Source organism: Aurantibacter aestuarii, from assembly GCF_003008425.1.
Taxonomy (GTDB): domain Bacteria; phylum Bacteroidota; class Bacteroidia; order Flavobacteriales; family Flavobacteriaceae; genus Aurantibacter; species Aurantibacter aestuarii.
This window is the reverse complement of record NZ_PXOQ01000015.1, coordinates 25,268-48,930: the sequence shown is the minus strand read 5'-3', so window position 1 is coordinate 48,930 and position 23,663 is coordinate 25,268. Positions and strand designations below refer to the sequence as shown.

At 31.5% G+C, this 23,663-nt stretch carries 25 protein-coding genes and 1 tRNA gene; 11 read left to right on the top strand and 15 right to left on the bottom strand.

Going from position 1 to position 23,663, the window contains the following annotated elements:
• Nucleotides 1-102: 102 nt before the first annotated feature.
• From idi to C7H52_RS11450, 4 genes are all read left to right on the top strand, one after another.
• A complete protein-coding gene (idi, locus tag C7H52_RS11465; protein ID WP_106464046.1) occupies nt 103-639 on the top strand; it encodes an isopentenyl-diphosphate Delta-isomerase in 537 nt (178 codons plus the stop codon).
• Nucleotides 623-1,033, top strand: a complete 411-nt coding sequence (locus tag C7H52_RS11460) for a 6-pyruvoyl trahydropterin synthase family protein (protein ID WP_106464045.1) — start codon at nt 623-625, stop codon at nt 1,031-1,033. The genes idi and C7H52_RS11460 overlap by 17 nt, the downstream gene beginning before the upstream one ends.
• A gap of 54 nt (nt 1,034-1,087) precedes the next feature.
• Nucleotides 1,088-1,357 (top strand): hypothetical protein, encoded by a 270-nt coding sequence (locus C7H52_RS11455; RefSeq protein ID WP_106464044.1) that lies wholly within the window; start codon nt 1,088-1,090, stop codon nt 1,355-1,357.
• 52 nt (nt 1,358-1,409) lie between these two features.
• Nucleotides 1,410-1,483, top strand: a tRNA-Thr gene (locus tag C7H52_RS11450).
• A 45-nt stretch (nt 1,484-1,528) separates the two neighbouring features.
• Here the strand turns inward: C7H52_RS11450 and C7H52_RS11445 are convergent.
• The 6 genes from C7H52_RS11445 to dapF all read right to left on the bottom strand — a co-directional run bounded on the left by C7H52_RS11445 (nt 1,529) and on the right by dapF (nt 5,963).
• On the bottom strand, nt 1,529-1,867 hold the full coding sequence (locus C7H52_RS11445) for a DUF4870 domain-containing protein (protein ID WP_106464043.1): 339 nt from the start codon (nt 1,865-1,867) through the stop codon (nt 1,529-1,531).
• Nucleotides 1,868-1,961: 94 nt separating this feature from the next.
• Nucleotides 1,962-2,633 (bottom strand): peptidoglycan-binding protein LysM, encoded by a 672-nt coding sequence (locus C7H52_RS11440; RefSeq protein ID WP_106464042.1) that lies wholly within the window; start codon nt 2,631-2,633, stop codon nt 1,962-1,964.
• A gap of 88 nt (nt 2,634-2,721) precedes the next feature.
• On the bottom strand, nt 2,722-3,627 hold the full coding sequence (locus C7H52_RS11435; RefSeq protein WP_394336021.1) for a DUF2279 domain-containing protein: 906 nt from the start codon (nt 3,625-3,627) through the stop codon (nt 2,722-2,724).
• The gene (gene mltG / locus C7H52_RS11430; protein WP_106464040.1) at nt 3,624-4,667 is read right to left on the bottom strand and encodes an endolytic transglycosylase MltG; all 1,044 of its coding nucleotides are present in this window, start codon (nt 4,665-4,667) and stop codon (nt 3,624-3,626) included. The genes C7H52_RS11435 and mltG overlap by 4 nt, the downstream gene beginning before the upstream one ends.
• Entirely contained in the window at nt 4,657-5,187 is a 531-nt protein-coding gene (locus C7H52_RS11425; RefSeq protein WP_106464039.1) for a GNAT family N-acetyltransferase, read from the bottom strand. The genes mltG and C7H52_RS11425 overlap by 11 nt, the downstream gene beginning before the upstream one ends.
• The gene (gene dapF, locus C7H52_RS11420) at nt 5,175-5,963 is read right to left on the bottom strand and encodes a diaminopimelate epimerase (RefSeq protein ID WP_106464038.1); all 789 of its coding nucleotides are present in this window, start codon (nt 5,961-5,963) and stop codon (nt 5,175-5,177) included. Before dapF ends, C7H52_RS11425 begins: the two co-directional genes overlap by 13 nt.
• A gap of 127 nt (nt 5,964-6,090) precedes the next feature.
• Here dapF and C7H52_RS11415 point away from each other — a divergent pair, with 127 nt between their 5' ends.
• Nucleotides 6,091-7,491, top strand: a complete 1,401-nt coding sequence (locus C7H52_RS11415) for a S1C family serine protease (protein WP_106464037.1) — start codon at nt 6,091-6,093, stop codon at nt 7,489-7,491.
• 53 nt (nt 7,492-7,544) lie between these two features.
• Here C7H52_RS11415 and C7H52_RS11410 read toward each other — a convergent pair whose 3' ends face one another.
• Nucleotides 7,545-7,973, bottom strand: coding sequence for a response regulator (locus tag C7H52_RS11410; protein WP_106464036.1), 429 nt, complete (start codon nt 7,971-7,973; stop codon nt 7,545-7,547).
• Nucleotides 7,974-7,975: 2 nt separating this feature from the next.
• Nucleotides 7,976-9,418, bottom strand: coding sequence for a sensor histidine kinase (locus C7H52_RS11405; protein WP_106464035.1), 1,443 nt, complete (start codon nt 9,416-9,418; stop codon nt 7,976-7,978).
• Between the two features lie 90 nt (nt 9,419-9,508).
• On the opposite strand from C7H52_RS11405, the gene C7H52_RS11400 reads away from it, so the two are divergent.
• The 3 genes from C7H52_RS11400 (at nt 9,509) to C7H52_RS11390 (ending at nt 12,378) form a co-directional block, all read left to right on the top strand.
• Entirely contained in the window at nt 9,509-10,054 is a 546-nt protein-coding gene (locus tag C7H52_RS11400) for a response regulator (protein WP_106464034.1), read from the top strand.
• A 137-nt stretch (nt 10,055-10,191) separates the two neighbouring features.
• Complete coding sequence (locus C7H52_RS11395) at nt 10,192-11,640, top strand: glyceraldehyde-3-phosphate dehydrogenase (protein WP_106464033.1); 1,449 nt, start codon at nt 10,192-10,194, stop codon at nt 11,638-11,640.
• Nucleotides 11,641-11,709: 69 nt separating this feature from the next.
• Entirely contained in the window at nt 11,710-12,378 is a 669-nt protein-coding gene (locus C7H52_RS11390) for a tRNA (guanine-N1)-methyltransferase (protein WP_245918618.1), read from the top strand.
• Nucleotides 12,379-12,415: 37 nt separating this feature from the next.
• Here C7H52_RS11390 and C7H52_RS11385 read toward each other — a convergent pair whose 3' ends face one another.
• The 5 genes from C7H52_RS11385 to C7H52_RS11365 all read right to left on the bottom strand — a co-directional run bounded on the left by C7H52_RS11385 (nt 12,416) and on the right by C7H52_RS11365 (nt 16,004).
• A complete protein-coding gene (locus C7H52_RS11385; RefSeq protein WP_106464032.1) occupies nt 12,416-12,826 on the bottom strand; it encodes a YeeE/YedE family protein in 411 nt (136 codons plus the stop codon).
• 1 nt (nt 12,827) lies between these two features.
• On the bottom strand, nt 12,828-13,382 hold the full coding sequence (locus tag C7H52_RS11380; protein ID WP_106464031.1) for a YeeE/YedE family protein: 555 nt from the start codon (nt 13,380-13,382) through the stop codon (nt 12,828-12,830).
• The gene (gene trxA / locus C7H52_RS11375; RefSeq protein ID WP_394336020.1) at nt 13,382-13,696 is read right to left on the bottom strand and encodes a thioredoxin; all 315 of its coding nucleotides are present in this window, start codon (nt 13,694-13,696) and stop codon (nt 13,382-13,384) included. The genes C7H52_RS11380 and trxA overlap by 1 nt, the downstream gene beginning before the upstream one ends.
• 6 nt (nt 13,697-13,702) lie before the next feature.
• Nucleotides 13,703-15,115, bottom strand: a complete 1,413-nt coding sequence (locus C7H52_RS11370) for an MBL fold metallo-hydrolase (RefSeq protein WP_106464029.1) — start codon at nt 15,113-15,115, stop codon at nt 13,703-13,705.
• A gap of 94 nt (nt 15,116-15,209) precedes the next feature.
• Nucleotides 15,210-16,004 (bottom strand): M90 family metallopeptidase, encoded by a 795-nt coding sequence (locus C7H52_RS11365; protein ID WP_106464028.1) that lies wholly within the window; start codon nt 16,002-16,004, stop codon nt 15,210-15,212.
• A 115-nt stretch (nt 16,005-16,119) separates the two neighbouring features.
• Here C7H52_RS11365 and C7H52_RS11360 point away from each other — a divergent pair, with 115 nt between their 5' ends.
• The 3 genes from C7H52_RS11360 to C7H52_RS11350 all read left to right on the top strand — a co-directional run bounded on the left by C7H52_RS11360 (nt 16,120) and on the right by C7H52_RS11350 (nt 21,390).
• Nucleotides 16,120-16,779, top strand: coding sequence for an HAD family hydrolase (locus C7H52_RS11360; RefSeq protein ID WP_106464027.1), 660 nt, complete (start codon nt 16,120-16,122; stop codon nt 16,777-16,779).
• 62 nt (nt 16,780-16,841) lie between these two features.
• Nucleotides 16,842-17,720: a universal stress protein gene (locus tag C7H52_RS11355; protein WP_106464026.1), complete on the top strand. Its 879-nt coding sequence runs from the start codon at nt 16,842-16,844 to the stop codon at nt 17,718-17,720.
• Nucleotides 17,721-17,892: 172 nt separating this feature from the next.
• Nucleotides 17,893-21,390, top strand: coding sequence for a T9SS type A sorting domain-containing protein (locus C7H52_RS11350; protein WP_106464025.1), 3,498 nt, complete (start codon nt 17,893-17,895; stop codon nt 21,388-21,390).
• Between the two features lie 72 nt (nt 21,391-21,462).
• On the opposite strand, the gene C7H52_RS11345 is transcribed toward C7H52_RS11350, so the two are convergent.
• On the bottom strand, nt 21,463-22,158 hold the full coding sequence (locus C7H52_RS11345; RefSeq protein ID WP_106464024.1) for a DUF4369 domain-containing protein: 696 nt from the start codon (nt 22,156-22,158) through the stop codon (nt 21,463-21,465).
• A gap of 50 nt (nt 22,159-22,208) precedes the next feature.
• The gene (locus C7H52_RS11340) at nt 22,209-23,474 is read right to left on the bottom strand and encodes a DUF819 family protein (protein ID WP_106464023.1); all 1,266 of its coding nucleotides are present in this window, start codon (nt 23,472-23,474) and stop codon (nt 22,209-22,211) included.
• Nucleotides 23,475-23,663 lie beyond the last annotated feature (189 nt).

Sequence of the window (23,663 nt, the reverse complement as noted above, 5' to 3'; positions counted from 1 at the left end):
AAAGCATCGACCATTCGATGCTTTTTTATTTAATTATAATTTGTTTTAAATTGTAATACAATACCCTTAATGATTTATTAAATTTGCTTTGAAATAAATTTTATGAAAGAAGAACAAGTTATCTTGGTTAACGAACTTGACGAACAGATTGGTTTAATGCCTAAAATGGAAGCACATGAAAAAGCATTATTACATAGAGCTTTTTCTGTTTTTATTTTTAATGACAAAAATGAATTAATGTTACAACAACGTGCATTAACCAAATACCACTCTCCAGGATTATGGACCAACACTTGTTGTAGTCATCAAAGAGAAGGAGAAAGCAATATAGAAGCTGGCACAAGACGTTTACAGGAAGAAATGGGGTTTACTACAGATTTAAGAGACACCATCTCATTTATATATAAAGCACCTTTTGATAATGGCTTAACGGAACATGAATTTGACCATATTCTATTAGGTCACTACAATGAAGAACCAAAATTAAATAAGGAAGAAGCTCACGCCTATAAATGGGTAAGCTTAGACGAAGTAAAAAAAGATATAAATACAAATCCTGAAATTTATACCGCTTGGTTTAAAATCATTTTTGATAAATTTTACGATTATATAAACATTACCGATGAAAGTAACCGTTAGTAGACGCGCACATTTTAATGCTGCACACAGACTGTATCGCAAAGATTGGTCTGACCAAAAAAACGACGCTGTATTTGGGTTATGTAATAATCCAAATTATCATGGTCATAATTATGAATTAATTGCCAGCGTGACTGGAGAAATTGATCCTGAGACAGGTTTTGTTATTGATGTAAAAGTTTTAAAAGATTATATTAAAAGTGAAATTGAAGACGCTTTTGATCATAAAAACTTAAATTTAGATGTTCCTGAGTTTAAAGATTTAAATCCAACCGCAGAAAATATAGTAGTTGTTATTTACAATAAACTTAAGGCTAAATTAGATCAACAATTAGACTTAGAAGTGACTTTATTTGAAACTCCAAGAAATTTTGTAAAATACGCAGGAAAATAAGATTATAATTTATAAATAAAAATTACTTTTGCACTAATAAAATTTTGACTATTTATGGCTAATAAAAGAGAATTAAAAAAAGACATTAATTACGTATTAGGTGATATTATTGAAGCAGTTTATGTATGGGAATACACCAACACTGAAAAAAGTACTAAAGAAAGCGAGGCAATTATTGATGATGCTATCGTAATTTTTGATGATTTAATTGTTAAAGTAAACGATAAATCTGTAGAAAACAAGAAAGCACACTTCAAAGCTATTAAAAATGAACTTGAAGAAAAAGGTCGCGGATTAATTGACCGAATAAATGCATTAAAATAATTAAAAAAAATGTTGCAGATATTAAAAAACATTTTAAATTTGCAACCGTTTTGCCGATGTAGCTCAGCTGGCTAGAGCAGCTGATTTGTAATCAGCAGGTCGTGGGTTCGAGTCCCTCCATCGGCTCTTAAAAAGCTCCTCAATATTGAGGAGCTTTTTTATGCCTATAATTTACTTAAGAATTGTAAATACAAATGGATAATTTGGTGTTTCATCATTATTAACCTTCATAGCGTTTATAATCGGAAAAATAATAGAACTAATTCCCAAAACAATAAACCCTAAAAGACCTAATCCGAAAAGTAAAATAAGTGGAATGCACAAAAGCACATAAATAATTAGACTTATTTGGAAATTTATAATTTCCTTAGCTTGTTGGTCTAATTGGTAAACCTTATCTTTTTGTGTAAGCCAAATAATTAAAGGCACGATTAAACTTCCAAAGCCTGTAATTAAAATTATTAACTGACTTAAATGAGTTAATACTAATAGTTGTTTATCTTCTTTCATAATAATTGGATTTATTTATAAGACGATAAAAAAATAAGTTTGTTACAAAAAAATGCCCCAAAAATTTGAGGCATTTTTTTTAAATATTTATTAATTAAGCTTTTAACTTAACTTGAGCTTTTCTATTTGCTTCTATTTTAGAAGTATCAAAACCAGAAAATCGTTTCATATAATGTTTAATAGAAGATCCAAAAGCATCACTAAAACCTTGAGCTCCATAACTTCTTAGCCATTTTTTTACGCTACCCGCACCACCAAGATGGGCTGCTGCAAGTATTCCAGATTCAGTAACTTTAACACCATTTATGGTTTTACCCGCAAACCGCTTAATATCATGTCTTAATATCCACTTATTACGTGCTGTAAAAGCATAAAAAGCCTCTTCCTGTAGTTTAGGTGTTTTTAAAAACACAGTCGGATCTGTTATCCCTAAAGCTTGTAATGTAGTTAATCCAAATTGGTATTTTCCTAAATAACCAAATTCATTAACAATAAAATAATTCCCTCTAGACTCTTTAAATCCTAATGCTTCTTTAAAAGCTATTAAAGATTTCCCCAACTTAGGTGAATATGCTTTAACATTCTCCTCTCTGCTGTCATTATATTCTCGACATAAATTATAATCTAATAACATGTCTTTTGTTGAATAAAAAGCCATTTCATTGTCTTGGGTACTTACAAATTGTGGTTTAGTTTGTACCGAAACATATATTAAACCAATAATTGTAATACTTAATACTATAAACTGTAATGTATTTTTTTTCATAACCTTAATCTTTAAGTAAAACTTAAATTTGAGCGTGCAAATATACGCAAAATTATGAAATATTGATTATCAGATAGTTAAGTAAAAGTTAAAAATAAAAAGCATGCCATTTTAGCCTGCTATCATTGGTAAATTCCAAAGTTGGTAATGGTACTTTTACAACATTAATGACTGAAAAGAGTGTTTTAAGAAAAGCAGATTGGGTTTCAATACGTTCTAAATCTACATCAAAACTTAAATAAAACTGTCTAAACCTATTTTGATTTATATGTGGTAATGTTTCACTTCTTCCGGAAAGCATACCACTTGCTCCATAACCTACGGCTACATTCAACCATTTGGGCAAATTACTTTGCTTAAAAAACGAATGAGGATTTATAGAAAGCCAATAGGTTTGACCATTATAATCTTTTAAAAACTCCTCATTCAAACCATTCCCAAGCTTGTTTGGTCTTTGTGGTGCAAATCTTGTTCTATGAAATGAGTATTTTAACTTGATTCGCTGCTCCTTCCAAAGCAATTCTTGTCCTACAAATAGTCCTGCTCCAGAAACATTTGCTGCCATATCCGACCATGAAAAACCCCACTCTGCAGAAAAACCATCCATAACTTCTACAGCAGTTAAAAAGCCTAAACTTAAACTAGCACCATAAACTAGTTGCTTATTTTTATTAGCTCCTGCCCACTCAAAACTTTGAGCTCCCAATCGGCTAAGTTGATAAGCTGAAAAGGTATGACCTAACTTATCCATTTGCAACCACTCATCACTATCATTTATGGTATGGAATTTACTTTTTGGATAATTGGCGTACCAAAGCTGGTTTAAACCAATTAAGCTTACTCCAACTAAAGAACCTTCAGTAACTAAAACTGCTTTAAAACGTCCTTTGTGTAATGAATCACTTGGTTTTAAAAATGAATTTAAACCAGTTTGAGACCAACTTAATTGAAAAGCACAACAGAGAATTAGAAATTTATAATATTTCAAGTTTATCGATTTATACCCATTTTATTTATCCAACGTACATATTCATTCTTATTACGGTTATGCTGTGCTAGAGTTTTAGCAAACTTATGGTATCCAAAATTTTCTACGTTAGCAACAAAATACAAATAGTCGTGTTTTTCCGCGTTTAAAACTGCATCAACAGCAGAGACATCTGGCATGGTAATAGGTCCTGGTGGTAATCCGCCATATTTATAGGTGTTGTAAGGTGAATCTATTTCAAGGTCTTTATAAAGCACTCGCTTTATAACCATATCAAAATTATTAGCTTCTTTCTTTTTAGCGTAAATGACTGTAGGATCTGCTTGAAGCGGCATACCCAAACGCAAGCGATTTAAATAAACTCCTGCAACTCGTGGTCGTTCGTCTACTTTAGCGGTTTCTTTATGAACAATACTAGCTAATGCAACCACTTCATTTTTTGATAAATTTATAGCTTTCGCATTTTTTAATCTTGATGGAGTCCAAAATGCTTCATATTCTTTTAGCATACGACTTCTTATAGTTTCTGCTGAGCTATTCCAGAAAAACTCGTAACTATTAGGCACATACATACTAATCGCTGTTTCATTTGTAAAATTATGTTTAGCCAAAAATTTTGGATCTTCCATAACCGTTAAAAGCTCTAAACTATCAACATCTAATTGTTGAGCTAACCGACCTGCTAAATTCTCTAAACGTTCTTGATTATTAAATGAAATATTTAAAGGCATATTTTTACTACGAATAGAGTTAATAATGTCGTTATTATTCATCCCTTTTCGTATAATATAACGTCCTGATTTTACATTATATTTATATTTCTTTTGCTCTGCTAAAGCATCAAAAGTCTTTATATCTTTCAGTAAAGGCTCTATCTGAAGCTTTACATCTTCGTAAGTATCATTCTTAGAGATTAAAACATAAGCTTCTTCATTATTAAAACTTGTGTTAGGCTGAAACATAGTGTTATAAACATAATAAGAACAGTAACCGGCTATAACAAGACCAATTAAGGCAATTGCCAATAAGATTTTTTTAATATACATGATTAATTAGTTGATATAAATATTCGTCTTTATAAATATTATTAATACATATCCAGTCTTTTTTAGTACCGATACGTTGAAAATTAAATTGTTCAAAAAGTTTAATGCTAGACGTGTTTTCTTCTGAAATATTGCAAAATAACTGATGTAAATTAAGCTGTTTAAAACTGTAATCTATAATCATTTGGAGTGCTGCTTTACCAAAACCTTTAGCTCGACTACTTTCGTCATAAATTAAAACCCCAACTCCAGCGCGTTTATGATGCGGATCAAAATCAAACAAGTCTATTAAGCCCACAGTTCTGTCGCTATTATCGCAAATAACCAGACGAAGCTGCTTCACTTCAAAAATATCCTTATGCGCATTATCTAAGTACTCTTGGATTAAAAAACGAGAATATGGTGTAATTGTATTACTAACTTCCCAAACCGATTCGTCATTTTCTATATCGTATATAAAATCTAAGTCCTCTGGCTCTAATGCTCTTAAATAACAATGTTCACTTTTTAATGTTCGCATAAAAATTCACCTTTGAAAACCTGAACCGCAGGACCATTTAAATATATGTTAGTATAAATATTTTCATTTTCATCAAAAGAGACACTTAAATCTCCACCTTTAACCTTTAATTGCACCTGCTGTGTAGTTGTTAAATTACTTTTATGTGCCGCAATTGCTACTGCTGTTACACCTGTTCCACAAGCTAGTGTTTCATCTTCCACCCCGCGCTCATAAGTTCTCACTTTAAAAGTATCTGAATTGATTTGTGTTACAAAGTTAATATTACTTCCTCCTTGAGAAATATACAAATCGGAATAACGAATAGCACTGCCCTGTTTTTTTACATCTATTTGTTCTACATCGTCTACAAAAACTACATGGTGCGGAGATCCTGTATCTAAAAACATGTAATCGTCTTGCTGTCTAATTTGGTTTACATCTATCATTCCCAAAGACACAATGTCATTTTTAATACTAGCTTTATGCATTCCATCTACTGCTACAAACACAGTTTCTGATTTTATAATTTTAAGGAATTTTGCAAAAGCAACAATACACCTACCACCATTTCCACACATGGTACTTTCTCTTCCATCAGAATTAAAATACACCATTTTAAAATCGGCTTGATCCGTATCTTCTAAAAGTATTAAACCGTCTGCTCCAACACCAAATCGTCTGTCACATATTTTCGAGATAAGTTTGGTATCATTTTTGGAAAATACTTTTAACCTGTTATCTATTAAAACAAAATCGTTTCCGGCGCCTTGATATTTATAGAATGTCTGCAACATTTTTTGTTTTTTTAGAACACAAATATAAGGTTATTTATTGATGTTAAATAGGCGTTAAAGTTATAATAAAGCCTCAATAAATAATTAATTTTAATCGTTAAACTAATAACTCAAAACTATCAAAACAATGAAAAAATTATTAAGCTTGGTTTTAGTTTCGGTATTAGGTGGCGCTATTGCGCTAGGAAGCTACAAAACCTTTTTTGAAAAAGACATACCTGTTTATATAACAGAAAACAAAGACACTACTCCTTTAGTAAAAACCAATTACAACTCAAACCTGAGTGCTTTAGAACAAACAGATTTTACAATTGCCGCAGAAAAAACAATACATACTGTTGTACACGTTAAAAATGTTACGATGAGTACAGGAAATCCAACTCTTGCAGATTTAATGTATGGAAGAATGCCCACTAGAAAACAACTAGGGACTGGAAGTGGTGTAATTATTTCTCCAGATGGTTATATAATTACAAATAACCATGTTATTGAAGGCAGCGAACAGCTTAGTGTAACTTTAAATAATAACAAAACTTATAATGCAGAAATTATTGGAACAGATGCTAAGACAGACATTGCCCTTTTAAAAATAAATGCAAATGAGGAACTACCTTATACCACTTTTGCAGATAGTGATTCTGTTAAAATTGGCGAATGGGTTTTAGCTGTTGGTAATCCATTTAATTTAACCTCAACAGTTACTGCTGGTATTGTAAGTGCAAAATCTAGAGATTTATCTGGAAACAATAGTCAATCTTTTATCCAAACAGATGCAGCTGTAAACCCTGGGAATTCTGGAGGAGCTTTGGTAAACACCAATGGAGATTTAATAGGTATTAACACAGCTATTTCATCTCAAACAGGTTCTTACATTGGCTATTCATTTGCTGTACCAAGTAATATTGCAAAAAAAGTTGTGCAAGATATCATGGAGTTTGGAAATGTTCAGAATGGTATTTTAGGTATTTCTGGAGGCATTTTAACTAGCAAAACAGCAGATGATTTAAATGTAAGATTTACTGAAGGATTTTACGTTAGCCAAGTAGAAGATGACTCTGGAGCTAAAAATGCAGGTTTAAAAGAAGGTGATATTATTAAAAAAATTGATAATGTAAAAATTACAAAATTTAGTGATTTATTTGGCTACTTGTCTACTAAAAGTCCTAAAGATGTTGTTAATGTTACTTACACCAGAGACGGAAATACAAAGACTGTTGATGTTACTTTAACCAAAAGTAACGCTTATGTTTTAGAGCAAATAGGTGTTTTAAGAAATGCTAAAAAAGAAGATTTACAAAAATTCAAATTAAGTTATGGCGTAAAGATTTCGGACTTAGATAGAAATAATGAACGTACCTTAAAACAATATTATGGTATAAATGAAGGTCACATTATTACTAAAATAAACAATGTTAAGATAAATACTATAGAAGACGTTAGAGCTATTGTAGAAAACAGAGCTGTTAACGAACCTCTAATAATAGAAATTGTAAATAATAAAGGTGAAGCTGAACGCTACAGGCTATAAAGCTTTTATTTTAAAAACAGAAAAAACCAGGTTTTCACCTGGTTTTTTCTGTTTTAATCCTCTACATAGTCTGGGAAATGCTTTAAAATAATGGCTTCTAAATAATCATCTTGCAATGGTTTACTGTAATACCCCTTAAGACTTTTATACTGACTCGTTTTATTAATATCGCGAGGATCCTGACTGTTGCTTAACATGGTTAGGACTATTTCACCTTTATGGGCAATGTCTAATTTTTCGTAATGTTCTAAAAATTCCCAACCATTCATTCCTGGCATATTAATATCTAAAAATATTAAAGTTGGCTGTGGGTATTCTCCATTTAATTCTGTAATTAAATATTCAAGAGCTTCTTCCCCACTATAGGTTACTTTAATATTATCACTTATTCCAAGCTTAGTAATTTTTCTTTTGTGATAAAAATTATCAGATTCCGAATCGTCTATTAATAGAACAGTTTTTAGTTTTCTTTTTAGTTTCATTTTTATTTCTGTAGTGTAAAATTAAACGTTGTACTTTCTCCATGGGTAGATTCTACCCAGATTTCACCATGATGCATTTCTACAATTTTTTTACAAAATGCCAGTCCAATACCTTGACCTTCATAATCTTTAGCGCTATGTAAACGACTAAACATATCAAAGATTTTGTATAGATGCTCTTCTTTAATACCTATACCATTATCGGTTATTTTAAATTTATAATGTGTTGATTCTTCTTCAAAAGAAATATTAATAATTGGAGCAATGTCTGGCTTTCTAAATTTAATAGCATTAGAGATAATATTTTGAAATAATTGGGTTATCTCAACTTTATACGCCTCTACAACAGGTAAACTATCAGCGTTTATTGTAATATTTTCCTCTTCAATAGTAGCCTGAAAATTAGCTTTTATTTCATTTAAACAAAGGTTTAAGTCTACTTTTTCCTTCTCTCCACTCGTACCAAGACGAGAAAAATTTAACAATCCGGATATTAATTTTCGCATTCTATCCAGAGCTCCATCTATAAAACCAAAATACATCCGTGCATCATCATCCAATTTGTCCTCATAATCTTCTTCAAAAATTTCGACATAATTTGAAACAGTTCTTAGTGGTTCTTGTAAATCGTGAGACGCCACATAAGCAAAATGATCTAATTGTTCATTTTTAACTTTTAATGAATCAATAAGTAATTTATTTTTAAGCATTGCCCGGTCTTTTTCTTTATTGGCTACACGTAAATGCTCGACATAATTATTTAATTGATTATTTGACTCCTCCAAAGAGCGTTTAGTAGAAACCAAATCGTTTAATACAGGCCTTATTTTAGTTATAAGATTAATTAAACTTATTAAAATAATTAAAAACGCTAAAATTATTAACGTTATAGAGATATAATTCCAGACATGATAATTAGTTTTCTTGTCCAATAGATTAATTTCTAAATTTCGCCTAATATCATTAGTTAAGGATTTTATATCCTTCATATAATACAGCCCTAAATCGCTTTCTACAATAAGTAAGCTGGTTGCTTCATTACCAGATTTAGTTAATCTAATGGTTTTATCAAGTTCCTTAAACTTTAAGGATATTATACTATCTAATTTATCTATTTTAGAGATTGGGATTCTTACATCATAATCATTCTTATTATATAGTGTTAACTCTCGTAATAATTTTAAATAATCTTTTCTAGCTGTTGTATATGGTTGTAGATATATTTTATTATTTGTCAACAAATAACCACGCTGACTACTTTCTGCTCTAGAGATTATGTATTGTATCTCTAATACCTTATTTGAGAGTTGGTTTGAAACTAATAGTTCTTCTCGAGATTTATCGGTTTTGTAATAAGAAATCCCCATTAAAATTACCGTTGTAAATAAGGCTCCAATTAAAATGACAATGTTATTTATACCTAAGCTTTTACTTGTTTTAATCAATGTATATGTGTTAAATATTTCCCTAAAAGTATCACTAATAATTGTAAAGTATATGGCATTTTATTTTAACTTTAACAAAAAAATACATTTATGCAAATCCCAAAATATTTAAACTTCTTGGTTGTAGAAGATCTTGTTTCAGATTCGTTTTTATTACAAAGACAATTAAAAAAGCTAAGTAGTGACCCAGAAGTGCGTTTTGTAGATAGTAAATTATCTTTAATTAATGCTTTAAAAACATATATTCCCGATTTTGTTTTAACCGATTTTAACTTAATTGGAATGGATGCTTTTGATGTTATAAAAATTGTGAAAGAATACAACAGTAAAATTCCTGTTATAGTAATTTCTGGACATTTAAAAAATGAAGAAAATGAAACGCAATTAATTGAAGCAGGTGCTGAAGGATTTTTCTTAAAAGATCCTATAAACAATTTAAATGAAAGACTTTCTACATTATTAACGAGCTTATTGTTAGAAAAGAAGGATTTATTAGAAAAAATAGCTAGAGAGCGACAAAAACACGAGCATACAGCGTCTGAAAAAGATTTTCTTAGAGAATTTAGTGAAAAAGAAAAAAAAGAATCTAACTTTTTTGACAGCTTAGTTAACTTATTCTCAAGAAATTCCAAATAGTTTTACTTTATATATATCTTTTTTCAAAAAAACATCTTTAATATTTTAAAGATGTTTTTTTTATCATTTTTTGCTTTACGAAAACGTTTGAAATATATACTTTTGCATCAAATTTAACACAACTAAATTTTTTACTTATGTCATTAAATGAAACTTACGAAAGCGAATTAGCGTTTCAAGCCGATAGACGTCGTGCAACAGTAGAGTTTATTAAAATTATTAGCGATTTATGGTACGACAAGTCTATAGAGCTGGTTTTATTTAGAAATCAGTTAATAGACCGTAACGTAAGTGATATTTTAAACCTACACGAATACGCGGGAGAATTTGTTCAAAAACCAATTTCTGTTTTTGACACTGTTGAAATAGCACAAGCTATAAAAATGATTGATATTCCGCCAGCTAAACTGGACATAGGGAAATTAACTTATGAGTATCATTTAGAAGAAAGTAAGTATAGCAATGCAATGGACTTTATTGCAAACCGCCTTAAAAACGGAAAAGAAAAAGCAGCTATTAAACCTAAAGATGTTGTTCTTTATGGTTTTGGTAGGATTGGACGTTTAGTTGCAAGAGAATTAATGACTAAGACAGGTAAAGGTAGTCAGTTACGATTAAGAGCAATTGTAATACGCGGAAAATCTGATGCAGTAATTTTGGAAAAAAGAGCAGCTTTATTAAGAAATGACTCTGTTCATGGTGATTTTTCGGGAACTGTTTCTGTAGATGTAAAAAATAATGCTCTAATAATAAACGGAACTACCGTAAGAATTATTAATGCAAACCAGCCAGAAGATATAGATTATACTACTTATGGCATTAATGATGCATTAATTATTGATAATACAGGTGTTTTTAGAGATAAAGAAGCCTTAACGCGTTTAAAAAATTCTAAAGGCGCAAGTAAAGTATTACTAACCGCACCTGGAAAAGGTATCCCAAATATTGTTTATGGTGTAAACCATTTGGAAAACAATCCAGATGAGATTGATATATTTTCTGCTGCTTCTTGTACTACCAATGCCATTACACCAGTATTAAAAGCTGTAGATGATACTTTTGGAGTTAAGAGCGGACATTTAGAAACTATTCACGCTTACACTAACGACCAGAATTTAGTAGATAATTTTCATTCTAAATACCGTCGTGGACGTGCAGCCGCATTAAACATGGTTATTACAGAAACTGGAGCTGGTAGTGCAGTAAGTAAAGCCCTACCAACATTTGAAGGTAAATTAACCAGTAATGCTATTCGTGTTCCTGTACCAAATGGTTCTCTTGCTATTTTAAATCTAGAGTTAGATAAAAAATGTTCTGTAGACAGCATGAATGCTACTCTAAAAAAATATGCTTTAGAAGGTGATTTGGTAGAGCAAATAAAGTATGAATTAAGTGATGAATTAGTAAGTAGCGATATTGTTGGTTCTTCTGCACCTTCAATATATGATAGCAAGGCAACCATTGTTAGAAAAGATGGTAAAAATGCTATTTTATATGTTTGGTATGATAATGAGTATGGCTATAGCCATCAAGTGATTCGATTAGCTAAACATATTGCAAAAGTAAAGCGTTATACTTACTACTAATCGATTAAATAAGTTAAAAATTGAAAGCCTCATAACATTGAGGCTTTTTTTTATAATTTTACAAAAAAAATGACGTTACCCTTAAATAGTAAAGCAAATCAAAGCCATTTTATGAAACCTACTTACAAACTATTTTTAATTTTAACTATCCTACTTTCCAATTCTTTTTTATTTGCACAGGATAAAACTCAAGACACTGAAGAGCTTTCTCTGGAAACCAGTAATGTAAGCGGTCAATTTGAATTTGTTATTAAAGAATCTAACGGATGGAAAGATGGTTCTGGTAAATACTATGAAGTTGTAAAAAGAAGACATTTAGAAACCTTAAAAGCTCACACTTTAGACACCTTAAAATTACTTAAGTCGGAAATTAAAAAGTCTAAAATAGAAATTGAACGTCAAAACCGAGAAATAAAAGCACTTAAAACTAATTTAACTTCAACTAAAAATGATTTGTCTGAAACGACTGAAGAAAAAGACAATATAAATTTTTTAGGAATTCAGATGAGTAAAGCTGGTTATAGCACTATGTTTTTTGTAATTATAGCATTACTTATTGCTCTTTGCCTATTTTTCGCCTTTCAATTTAAACGAAGCAACGCCGTAACTAAAGAAGCTAAAGACAAGCTTTTAGAAGTGGAAACAGAATATGAAGACCATAGACGAAATGCAGTTGAGCGAGAACAAAAAGTAAGGCGACAACTTCAAGATGAAATTAATAAAAATAAAGGAAAATAAATTTTAAACAGCTTCAACAAATTGAAGCTGTTTTTTTTTAATGCGGCAATTTGTTTTTAATAACGCCATAAGTAAACGCGCCCAACAAAGCTCCTAAAAACAAAATTACAATACTTAATAATCCTGACCCTAATAATGCATAGATAGGTCCAGGACAAGCACCTCCTAGTGCCCAGCCTAAACCAAAAATAATTCCACCAATTAAATAGTTTTTAAACCCTTTCGGTTTATTTTTAATAGTAATGGATTGTCCCTTGACGTCTTTTTGTTTTTTCAATAAGAAAGTCGCTATAATCCCTAAGACAACAGCTGAACCAATTACACCGTACATATGAAAGCTATCAAATTGAAACATTTCATATATTCTAAACCAAGAAGCCACTTCAGATTTTATAAGTGTTATTCCAAAAAGAATCCCCAAACCTAAATAAGCGATATAATATTTCATTTTAAAAAATTAAAGGCATGATAATGTGAACCATAATTAATCCACCTATAAAAAACCCAATTACAGCAATTAAAGAAGGTAATTGCAAATTACTAAGTCCCGAAATGGCATGTCCAGATGTACAGCCACCTGCATATCTTGCTCCAAAACCCACAAGAAATCCTGCCAGTAAAATAATTACAAATCCTTTTAAACTAAAGAGTGCATCGGTACTAAATAATTCTTCTGGTAAAAAACTTTTGTTTACACTTTCAAAACCTATTGTCTGTAGCTTTTCTACAGATTGAGAGCTAATTTGTGGTGCTTCTACCTGTAAAAAATAAAAAGCAATAATACCTCCTAAGAAAACACCAAAAATTAAAGTAAGACTCCACAGGTTTGCTTTCCAGTCTATTTTAAAAGCATTGGAAATTTTCCCAGCTCCTGCCATACTACAAATGGTATTTAAATTAGAGCTCATCCCAAAACTTTTGCCTAATTTAATCATCATAAATAGCACAAAAGCAATAATGGGTCCTGCAACATACCAAGCCCATGGTGTATAAATAAGCTCCATTATTGAAATTTTTTTAGAGTTTGAATTAATTCAGCCTTTTGTACTAAACCAGATTGCCGCCACACCTGCTCTCCATTTTTATACAACATAAACGTAGGAACACCTCGCACTTGAAAACGAGTGGCAATATTTTGATTTTTATCTATATTTATTTTAATAATAGAAACAGCGTCGCCCAACTCTTTTTTAACCTCTTCCAGAATAGGCATCATGGTTTGACAAGGCCCACACCAATCGGCATAAAAGTCTACCAAAACAGGCTGCTCTTTATTTATTAATTCTGAAAATGTACTCATAACATCACTTAGATTTATAAGGTTTTACTTTAAGGTTGAAGGACACGCGTTTTCGACTAAAGGTATATCGGAATTTCTAATATGGCTCATGCCACCTGCAACATCTATTAAATTATGAATACCACGACTTTTTAATATTGAAGAAGCAATAACCGACCTGTATCCACCAGCACAGTGTATATAAAAGTCTTTTTCTTTAGGAAATTTACTTAAATGTGTGTTTAAATTATCTAAAGGTGTTAATTCTGCACCATCTACGTGCACCGATAGGTATTCGCCTTCTTTACGAACATCAAATACAGGAATTGCATCGTTTTTTAAACGATTAGAAAATTCATCTGCAGAAATAGAAGTCATCGCATCCACTTCTTTACCACTTGCTTTCCAAGCTTCAAAACCACCTTTTAAGTAACCTAAAACATTATCAAAACCTACTCGAGACAGTCGGGTAATGGCTTCTTCTTCCATACCTTCATCGACTACCAATAACAATGGCTGATTCACATCGGCAATTAGTGCGCCAACCCAAGGAGCAAAACCACCTTTTAAACCTATAAAAATAGAACGTGGGATAAAGCCTTTTACAAAATCGTTTTGATGTCTAACATCTAATACTAAAGCTTCCGTTTGTTCTGCTAAAGCTTCAAAATCTTCAGGATTTAAAGCGTTGTTAGATTTTACAATCACGTCTTCTAAATTAGCATAACCTTCCTTATTCATTTTCACATTAAGCGGGAAGTATTTTGGTGGCTCCTGTAAACCTTCAGTCACTTCTTTTATAAATTCGGCTTTGGTCATATCTGCCCGCAAAGCATAATTCATTTTTTTCTGATTACCTAAAGTGTCGACAGTTTCCTTCATCATATTTTTTCCACAAGCGGAACCAGCACCATGACCTGGATAAACAATAACCTCATCTTCTAAAGGCATAATTTTTTCTCTTAAACTCTCAAAAGATAAACCCGCCAGATCTTCCATAGTCATATCTGCCGCTTTTTGTGCCAGATCTGGTCGACCAACATCTCCTAAAAACAAGGTATCTCCACTAAAAATAGCATGATTTTTGCCATTTTCATCTTTTAGCAAGTATGTTGTACTTTCCATTGTATGACCCGGAGTATGTAGTGCCACAATGGTAACGTCTCCTAATTTAAATTCCTCGTTATCTTTAGCAATTAGGGCTTCAAATTTTGGTTTTGCAGTAGGTCCATAAACAATCTTAGCGCCCGTTTTTTCTGCTAACGTAATGTGACCGCTAACAAAATCGGCATGAAAATGCGTTTCAAAAATATATTTAATCTTAGCATGATTACTTTCTGCTTTGTCAATATAATTATCGACTTCACGTAAGGGATCTATTATAGCTACTTCACCATTACTTTCTATATAATAAGCGCCTTGCGCCAAACATCCTGTATATATTTGTTCTACTATCATAACTCTTCTATTATTATTTACAAATTTAAGGAACTAATTTGAATACAAAAGAATCAACTCTCTTCTTATGATGTCCTTTTTATTTTAAGATAATTTAAGCTCTATCTTCTTGTCTTCTCTTAGCTGGATGCTGTTGAAAGCAATCTTTTAACATCTTATAAATTTCTGGATGTTTCCTTTTAAATAATCTGGGACGCTCAAAAAAATATTCTGATGCTACTGCAAAAAACTCAGCCTGATTAGTTGTTGCATAAGTTCTAATGTCAGATTTATTATTGTTAATATCTTCCATTTCTTTATGCATAAGCTCCAACCATGGCTCTATATATTCCCGTTTCATAATAGCTTCTGGAATTCCATCGGTCTGGTCATCGGTCTTATCTATTAAATGAACAAATTCATGAATTGGTGTATTCCGTTTATCGGTTTCATTTTTAAAGGATTGTCTTATGGCACGTTTGGATAAAATCATTTGCTTTTCAAATTGACCAGTTCCGACCATACCTAATATTTGACGTTTTTCGGACTTTGAAGAAAATTGCAAATCATGATTAAACGTATCTGGATAGACAATTACACCACTTAAATTGTTATAATACCATTCTTTAAAACCAAAAACCGGTATAATTGCGCTAGAAGCAATTAAAATTTTATCTAAATCTTCAATTTCGGTTTTAACACCTTCAATATGGACTTCACTTAAAAAAAGCATAATCCGTTTTTTAAATCTTTTTTTCTCTCTAGATTTTAAGTCGTTATAGAACTTTACGTGTTGTTCTAACAATGCATTCCAATGTTCGGGAAAAGCTTCTACTTTAGGCCGCTTTAATTTTGAGAATCCTAAAACTGCCAAAATAAGCAGTCCTAAAAATAGAATAGCATAAATCATAGTTTAATTTTTTTTGCAAAATAACCACATTCATTGTAATTAAGAATTTAGTTTCTAAAAAGATTAACACTAAAAAAAATTACGCCTTATATTTGAAACTTAAAATGAAAATAGCATGCTAAAAGCGGTATTATTTGATATGGATGGTGTTATTGTAGACACAGAACCTTTACACCATAAAGCCTACCATTTAATGTTTAAGGATTATAGTATTGAAGTTAATAAGGAGTTGTACGAAAGTTTTACTGGCCAATCTACAATTAACGTCTGTAAGAAACTGGTAGAACATTTTAAGCTAAATGAAGACCCAGAACAATTAGTGTTATGTAAGCGCAATCACTTTAATGGCTTATTTGATTATGACGAAAGTTTACAACTTTTACCTGGGGTTTTAGATCTTATCCAAAACTATAATAAAAATGGATTAACTCTAGTTTTAGCTTCTTCTGCGTCTATGGGAACTATTAACAAAGTATTTACACGTTTTGAACTGGACCAGTATTTTGTCGCCAAATTAAGTGGTGCCGATTTAAAAGCTTCGAAACCTCATCCAGAAATTTTTATAAAAGCAGCACAAGCTGCAAAACATCCACCAGAACATTGCATGGTAATAGAAGATTCTACAAATGGACTTAAAGCTGCAATTGGAGCAAATGTATTTTGTGTTGGCTACGATAGCTTAAACTCTAAAAATCAAGACTATAGCATTGCAGATTTAAAAATAAATGATTTTAAAGCGATTCATTTTGAAAAAATTAAGGATATTTTAAATTAATTTCTACCTGAAATTTAGCTAATTTTCATAACTTTAAGGATAATTAATTTAATTCCAACCCTATGAAAACTATTTTAGTACCTACAGATTTTTCGGACACTGCTAATCATGCTCTTAAAGTCGCTGCACAACTTTCAAAAAAACATAATTGTAAATTAGTTTTATTACACATGCTAGAAATTGCAAAACATTTGTTACCAGATAACATGATTGCTTCTAACGATGTGCAACCTGTTCACAGCACGCATAGTAATGATTTACCTGAAGCTCTTTTTTATATGAAATTAGCTCAAAAACGTTTTGAAGAAGTTAGAGAATTACCTTTTATGGAAGGTGTAGAATACGAAGAAGCGGTACAAAATCACTTAGATTTTAAGGGTGTAATTACCTCTGCAAATAAATTTAATACGGATTTAATTGTTATGGGGTCTCATGGAACAAGTGGTTTAGAAGAGATATTCGTAGGATCAAATACAGAAAAAATTGTAAGACATTCTAATATTCCGGTTTTAGTTATTAAGGAAGAAATGGCTTCAAATTTCTCATTAGACAATGTAGTTTTTGCTTCAGATTTTACAGAAGAAGCTGTAGAGCCATTTATTAATGCTTGTCAACTATTTGAAACTCTTGGATCAAAAGTAAAACTAGTTTATGTAAATACACCAGGTGATTACTTTAGTAACTCAACTGAAATGAGAGATCGTGTTAAAACATTTTTAAATGCTACACAAAAACAAAATTTAATTGAAGATGTTTCTTTCGTTTCAGATTATACTGTTGAAAAAGGAGTTATTAATTTTGCTAATCAAAATAACGTTGACGCAATTGCAGTAGCGACACATGGTAGAACTGGAATTTCACATTTCTTTTCAGGAAGTATTTCAGAAGATATTGCAAATCACGCTATCAAACCAGTTATTACTTTTAGAATCAACTCATAATATTATATTTTACTAAAAAAAAAGCGTGCTAATATATTTAGCACGCTTTTTTTGTAGAAATAATACAAAGTGCCTATTTACAACAGTTTTTAAACCCTTATTGACTCATAAGAAACCTTAAACTTCATTTTTAAATGTAATTTTAAGATACAATTAACTTTAATTTATTCTTATGAAATTAAAATTACGTTTTATCCTAGCTCTTTTTTTTACGCTTTGGATTTCTACAGGATTTTCTCAAGGCTTGGATGCTTTGTTCCCAACAAATCTTGCAAACCATACTGCTCAAATTAGTGGAGACTGGGATAATACTTCTACATGGGGTAGTTCCGGCGTGCCTGGAGAAGGTGCGATTATCTATATACCAAATGGAATAACTGTAAATTATAATAGTACTGTTAGTGGAAACCCTCACCTATTTATAATAAGAGTTGATGGTACACTAAATATTTCGCAGCCTGACCCGACAAAAACAACACGTATGAGGTTTGACACAATGTTTACAGGAATGATGTCTAATTTAAATATTATTGCAAACAGTACTTCAACTGGACAGGTTATTATTGACATTAACCCTTTTGACATAATGGGAAATCCTGTTAGAAATACTTGGACTAATGCACAAAAAAATCATTTTACAGATAATGCTCCTGTAAAACAATATACCTACACTGTAACAGGTGACGATAGATATGACACACTTGATGAAGCCAACAATAGTACGGACCCATTAACAGTTTCAAGAACCTTAAGTGCTACATTAAATTCTGGTGTGGGTGTACTAGGACGTTACCAATGGGATCCAAAACAAGTTTCTTTAGGTATCATGACTATGGGAAATGTTAATATCGATGGATTAGAAAAAACAAATATGGTAAAATTAGGAGCCGATGCTCTTAGTGGTTCTAATACCGTACAACTATCTTCCATTCCGTCTAACTGGACCAATAACGATGACATTATAATTACTAGTGGTGGAAATGACGACGCTACTAATAATGGTGAGGATTTAGTTAAACTAAGTTCTAATGTTACGGGTACAACACTAAATTTATCCACATCTTTAAATAAAAATCATGAAGGACGAAATGCGCCTAATTTAGGTCAAACACTACATTGTTATGCAGGTAATTTAACTAGAAGCATAACTATTAAGTCTCCATTTACTACTAATGTTGATGAGCGCGGACATATCATGGCCATGAATATGGGTAATAATCCAAATGTTAGTATTAAAAATGCTTTATTTCTTAGATTAGGAAGAACTGATAAATCTAGACCTACAGACGATTTTTATTTTGGATCTTGGTTAGCTCCAGGAGCACCTATTTCTAAAGTTTCTACTCTGGGTATGGAGTGTGCACAAATGATTGCTGCTGCTCCAGATGAAATAACAAATAGTAGAGGACGCTATTCAATACACTTACACAAAATGGGAGCAAGTTCTACTAGTCCTATGGCAATAATAAAAGGTAATGTAGTTTGGGATAACCCTGGTTGGGGAATAACGCATCACGATTCTCACGCAGATATCTCCAAAAATGTAGTCTATAATGTTATAGGTGCTGGTATTGTTTCTGAAACTGGTAGTGAAACAGGCTTATGGGCAGATAACTTAGTAACTAATGTGCAAGCTGGCTATAATGGCGATGTTTATGAAAGCTCATTATATTATGATGACATTTTGTTTTCAGGTGTAGGTTTAGGTATGAAAGGTCGAGCCGTTTTATGTAAAAATAATGTTGTAACAAACGCTCGGTTTGGAATTCGTGTCATTAATTTCAATAATTCTATAAGTAATTTAGATCGTGTTGACGCACAAGCTTTAGCCGTTTCAAGACCTGGATATGAAGTGGATAATTTTCCTTTAAATAGAAATGGTTATAGTAAGTATGGAGATGGGGTTTTACCTTTGGAAGCTTCCTTGATTATGGAAAACACCACAATAATAGATTGTAATAATGCTATGAAATCTATTGAAAGAGATATGGGTGTTAATCATGAATCGCGTTCTGTTTTTGACGGCTTTATAGCGTGGGGTATCCGAAGTGGATTAGGTATTACCTATCAAGCAGATTATTCTTACAAGGATGTTTATATCTCAGGAGATGGTACAAATAACACTTTAGGAATTGACTTATGGAAACACTCGCATAATCAATCTTTTGAAAATATTACATTAGCAGATTTAACTTACGGAATTAAAGTCTCTAAATTAGTACTCAATAATAACACTTCTAGTACAACAATTGGACCTAAAGTAAGGAATAATGGATTTACACCGTGGTTGTTTGTAGATTTTAATTATTCAGATAACGTTACAAATTTATATGAATTAGAAATAGACAACCCTTCTACAGATCCGTCCTACCAATATGAACAATGTACAGACAACACTATTATTTTACCTAGTTCAGAATTTAGTGCAAGAGAAACGACTTTTACATTAAAAAATGATCCTACTCTAGATTATAATAGTACAGGTGAAACTGCTTTAAGATTTAACGTTGATGGATATATAACGGATGATTTTGGAGTGTATGACATGGGTGTACAACAATCTTTAGCTCAAGGCGATTTAAGACTGGGTTATCCTGAACGTATTTACCAATTTGCTTCACAAGCCAAATTTATTGAATATTTAAACGCTAACGGCGTTTATAAAGATGAAGCTAATGGCGACCAACTATATTTTATTATTAATGAAAGTCTACCAAACAGAAGAACATTTAATTATACTACTTTCCCGGTTAGAGTTAAAATTTTAAATGCTCCTTCTACAGCTCCATTCTCAAACCCTCAAGTAGAAACACCTAGTGCTTTGGCGCCTAAAAATGAGCTAATTAGTGTTAATGCTGTTGTATCCCAAAGTAGTACTGCCCCAAACACAAATTACAACGATGGTTTTTCTGTTGAGGGCAACAAACCAGTTAACTATATAGCACAAAACGCTGTAGACGGAAACAACAATGGTCGTATTAATGTAAATTACTATCAAAGAGATTTAGTACCTTTTGTTGGTAGTCAATCAAAAACACAGGCTCAATTTCAACCATGGTATGAGTTAGATTTTGGTGAAATGAAAACTATTGAATCTTTTGATTTATGGAATACTGTAGATTTACCTGCAAACGGACAGGATGAGGAATCCGTTTCAAGCGGATTTAATAACTTCTATGTTTTTATTTCGGACACACCATTTTCAAGTATGAGTGCCCAAGATACTGCAACGCTTATTTCTGAGTCTGATTATGCCTATTATCATACTGGAGGAACAAAGAGAAAAGTTTCTCAAGATGGTCTTTCAGTAGTTGGTAGATATATGAGAATACAATCTAATAAAACTTCTAATACTGCTGTTTTAAAATTTGCAGAAATAGAAGTTGTTGGAAGTACATTTTTGGGTACTTTATCTACAAACGATATACAGGTTGGTCATTTATTTAAAGTGTATCCAAATCCAACTAGTAGTAATGTTACTGTAGATTTAGGAAATACTTATAAAAATATAGATTTGAAAATAACTAATATGTTAGGACAAGAAGTATTTAAAACCAAACGCCAGAACAGCACTAAGATTAATCTAAATATAGTAGGAAGTACTGGAATTTATTTCTTACATATTAAAGCAGATGATGAGAGTAAAATAATAAAACTCATAAAGCGATAAATATAAATATCCACCAAAAAAAAGGTATTGATTATGATCAATACCTTTTTTTATTTTAAAACTATTATTTTTTTAATTAGAGGATTTTATTTCTTTTATATACGCATCTAAAGCTTTACCGTATTTAGTGTTTTTCACATCTTTAGATAAAGACATATTTATAGTATCTAATAGTGATACCTTAGCGTCGTAAATTTCTGTAAGGGCCAAATAAGGAGCAACAATACTATTTTTATTCGCTAAAGCAAAATTAGCTGTGTATAAATACTTACGCTTTGTCTGTCCTTTTAATTTCTTATTCGCAACCAAGTAAGCTAAAGTATCTTTTTTTAATTGAGCATCTAAATTAGATTTTATAAACTCTAAATTTTGATCTTTAAAAAGCGACATCATTTTAAGATAATCTTCCAAAACCTCTTGATCTTTAGAACCTTTAATCTGAGCATCAAATCCGAAATTATTTAGAGTGGTATTAATTGTTGTAACACCATTATAACCCATAAACGTGATTCGGTTTTCTTTATTGACACTTTTATCTAACTCGATATAAAAAGCTTCAGGCTCTTCAAGTTCTGAAGACAATTGGAACTTATAATCGTCTCCAATTTTCGTTGAATCTACTATAACAATACTAGAATCATTTGCTTTTTTTAAATAAACGGTCCCTTTTTTTAATCCAAGAATGGAACCTTTTACCTGCATTTCTTTTTTATCTGAATTACAAGATAAAACACATAGTGCCAGTACACCAAAAAATAACTGTTTCATAAAACTTAATTAAGGGCGCAAATATCTTATTAAAAATTTAAATATGCTAACTAACCTACAGAAACGATTCGCATTAATTCTGCACATAATAATGCTCCATAAGTCCCAACAACATAACCAAATACAGCCAGAAGTGCTCCAACAGTTGCTAAACTAGGATGAAATGCTGCTGCAACTACAGGTGCCGAAGCTGCACCACCTACGTTAGCTTGACTACCAACCGCAAGAAAAAAGTATGGTGCTTTAATTAATTTTGCAACTACAATTAAAAGCAAAGCGTGTATAGTCATCCAAACTAATCCAATTAATATTAATCCAGGATTTTCAAATAATTTCCCAAGGTCCATTTTCATCCCTATGGTAGCTACCAGAATGTAGATAAACACACTTCCTATTTTACTAGCTCCTGCGCCTTCATAACTTTTTGCTTTTGTAAAAGACAGTGCAATTCCAATAATGGTTGAAATGGTAATTAACCAGAAAAAACCACTACCAAATGAAGATAAAGCACTTTTTGGGTTTTTAACCGCTTCAAAATTATCACTTAAAAAAGTAGAAATTACATCCGACCCATAATGCGCAATCCCAACCGATACAAATGCAATCATTAAAATAATCATTAAATCCGTTACACTTGGATTTCTAGTTGTTTTTGCCGCAAAGTGCTGAACTTTTTCCTGTAATGCATTAATAGCTGTGTTATCAGCTTTTAGCCAATTATCTATTTGTTTACGTTTACCAATTCCGAATAGTAAAACAGCCATCCATAAATTTGCCACAACAATATCTATTAACACCATGCCACCATATAATTCCTGATTAAACTCATAAATTTCTAACATTGCAGCTTGGTTAGCTCCTCCTCCAATCCAACTTCCCGCTAGAGTTGCTAAACCACGCCAAACAGCATCAAAACCTGCTCCTCCAACAGTTTCTGGAGAAAATGTAGAAATTAGTAATATGGCTAAAGGTCCACCAATAACAATACCTATTGTCCCTGTTAAAAACATAATCAAGGCTTTGGGTCCAAGATTAAAAATGGCTTTCAAGTCTATACTAATAGTCATTAATATTAGAGCTGCAGGCAGTAAATAACGACTTGCTATAAAATAAGTTTGTGACGTTTCGGCAGAAATTATACCTAAAGAATTAAATATTGCAGGTAAAAAATAGCACATTAACAGTGCTGGCACATATTTATAAAACTTCGGAAAAAAACCTTTTTTAAGATTTTCTGTATAAAAGACTATACCTAAGCAAAGCATTAAGATACCAAAAACTATGGCATCATTAGTAAAAAAAGGTTCTGTAGACATATTTTATATTTATTTTACTGCAAAATAAACAATATTAACAAACATTAAAACTATTAATTTGTTTTTGGCACAGCATTTGCTTATTATAAAATGTAATTAATTACGATGACGATAGTTAGTGTGTGGTTACCTAATTATTTGAGTACTAATTACATATTTTTGGTTGGTTAGTATGAAAATGCCTCACAC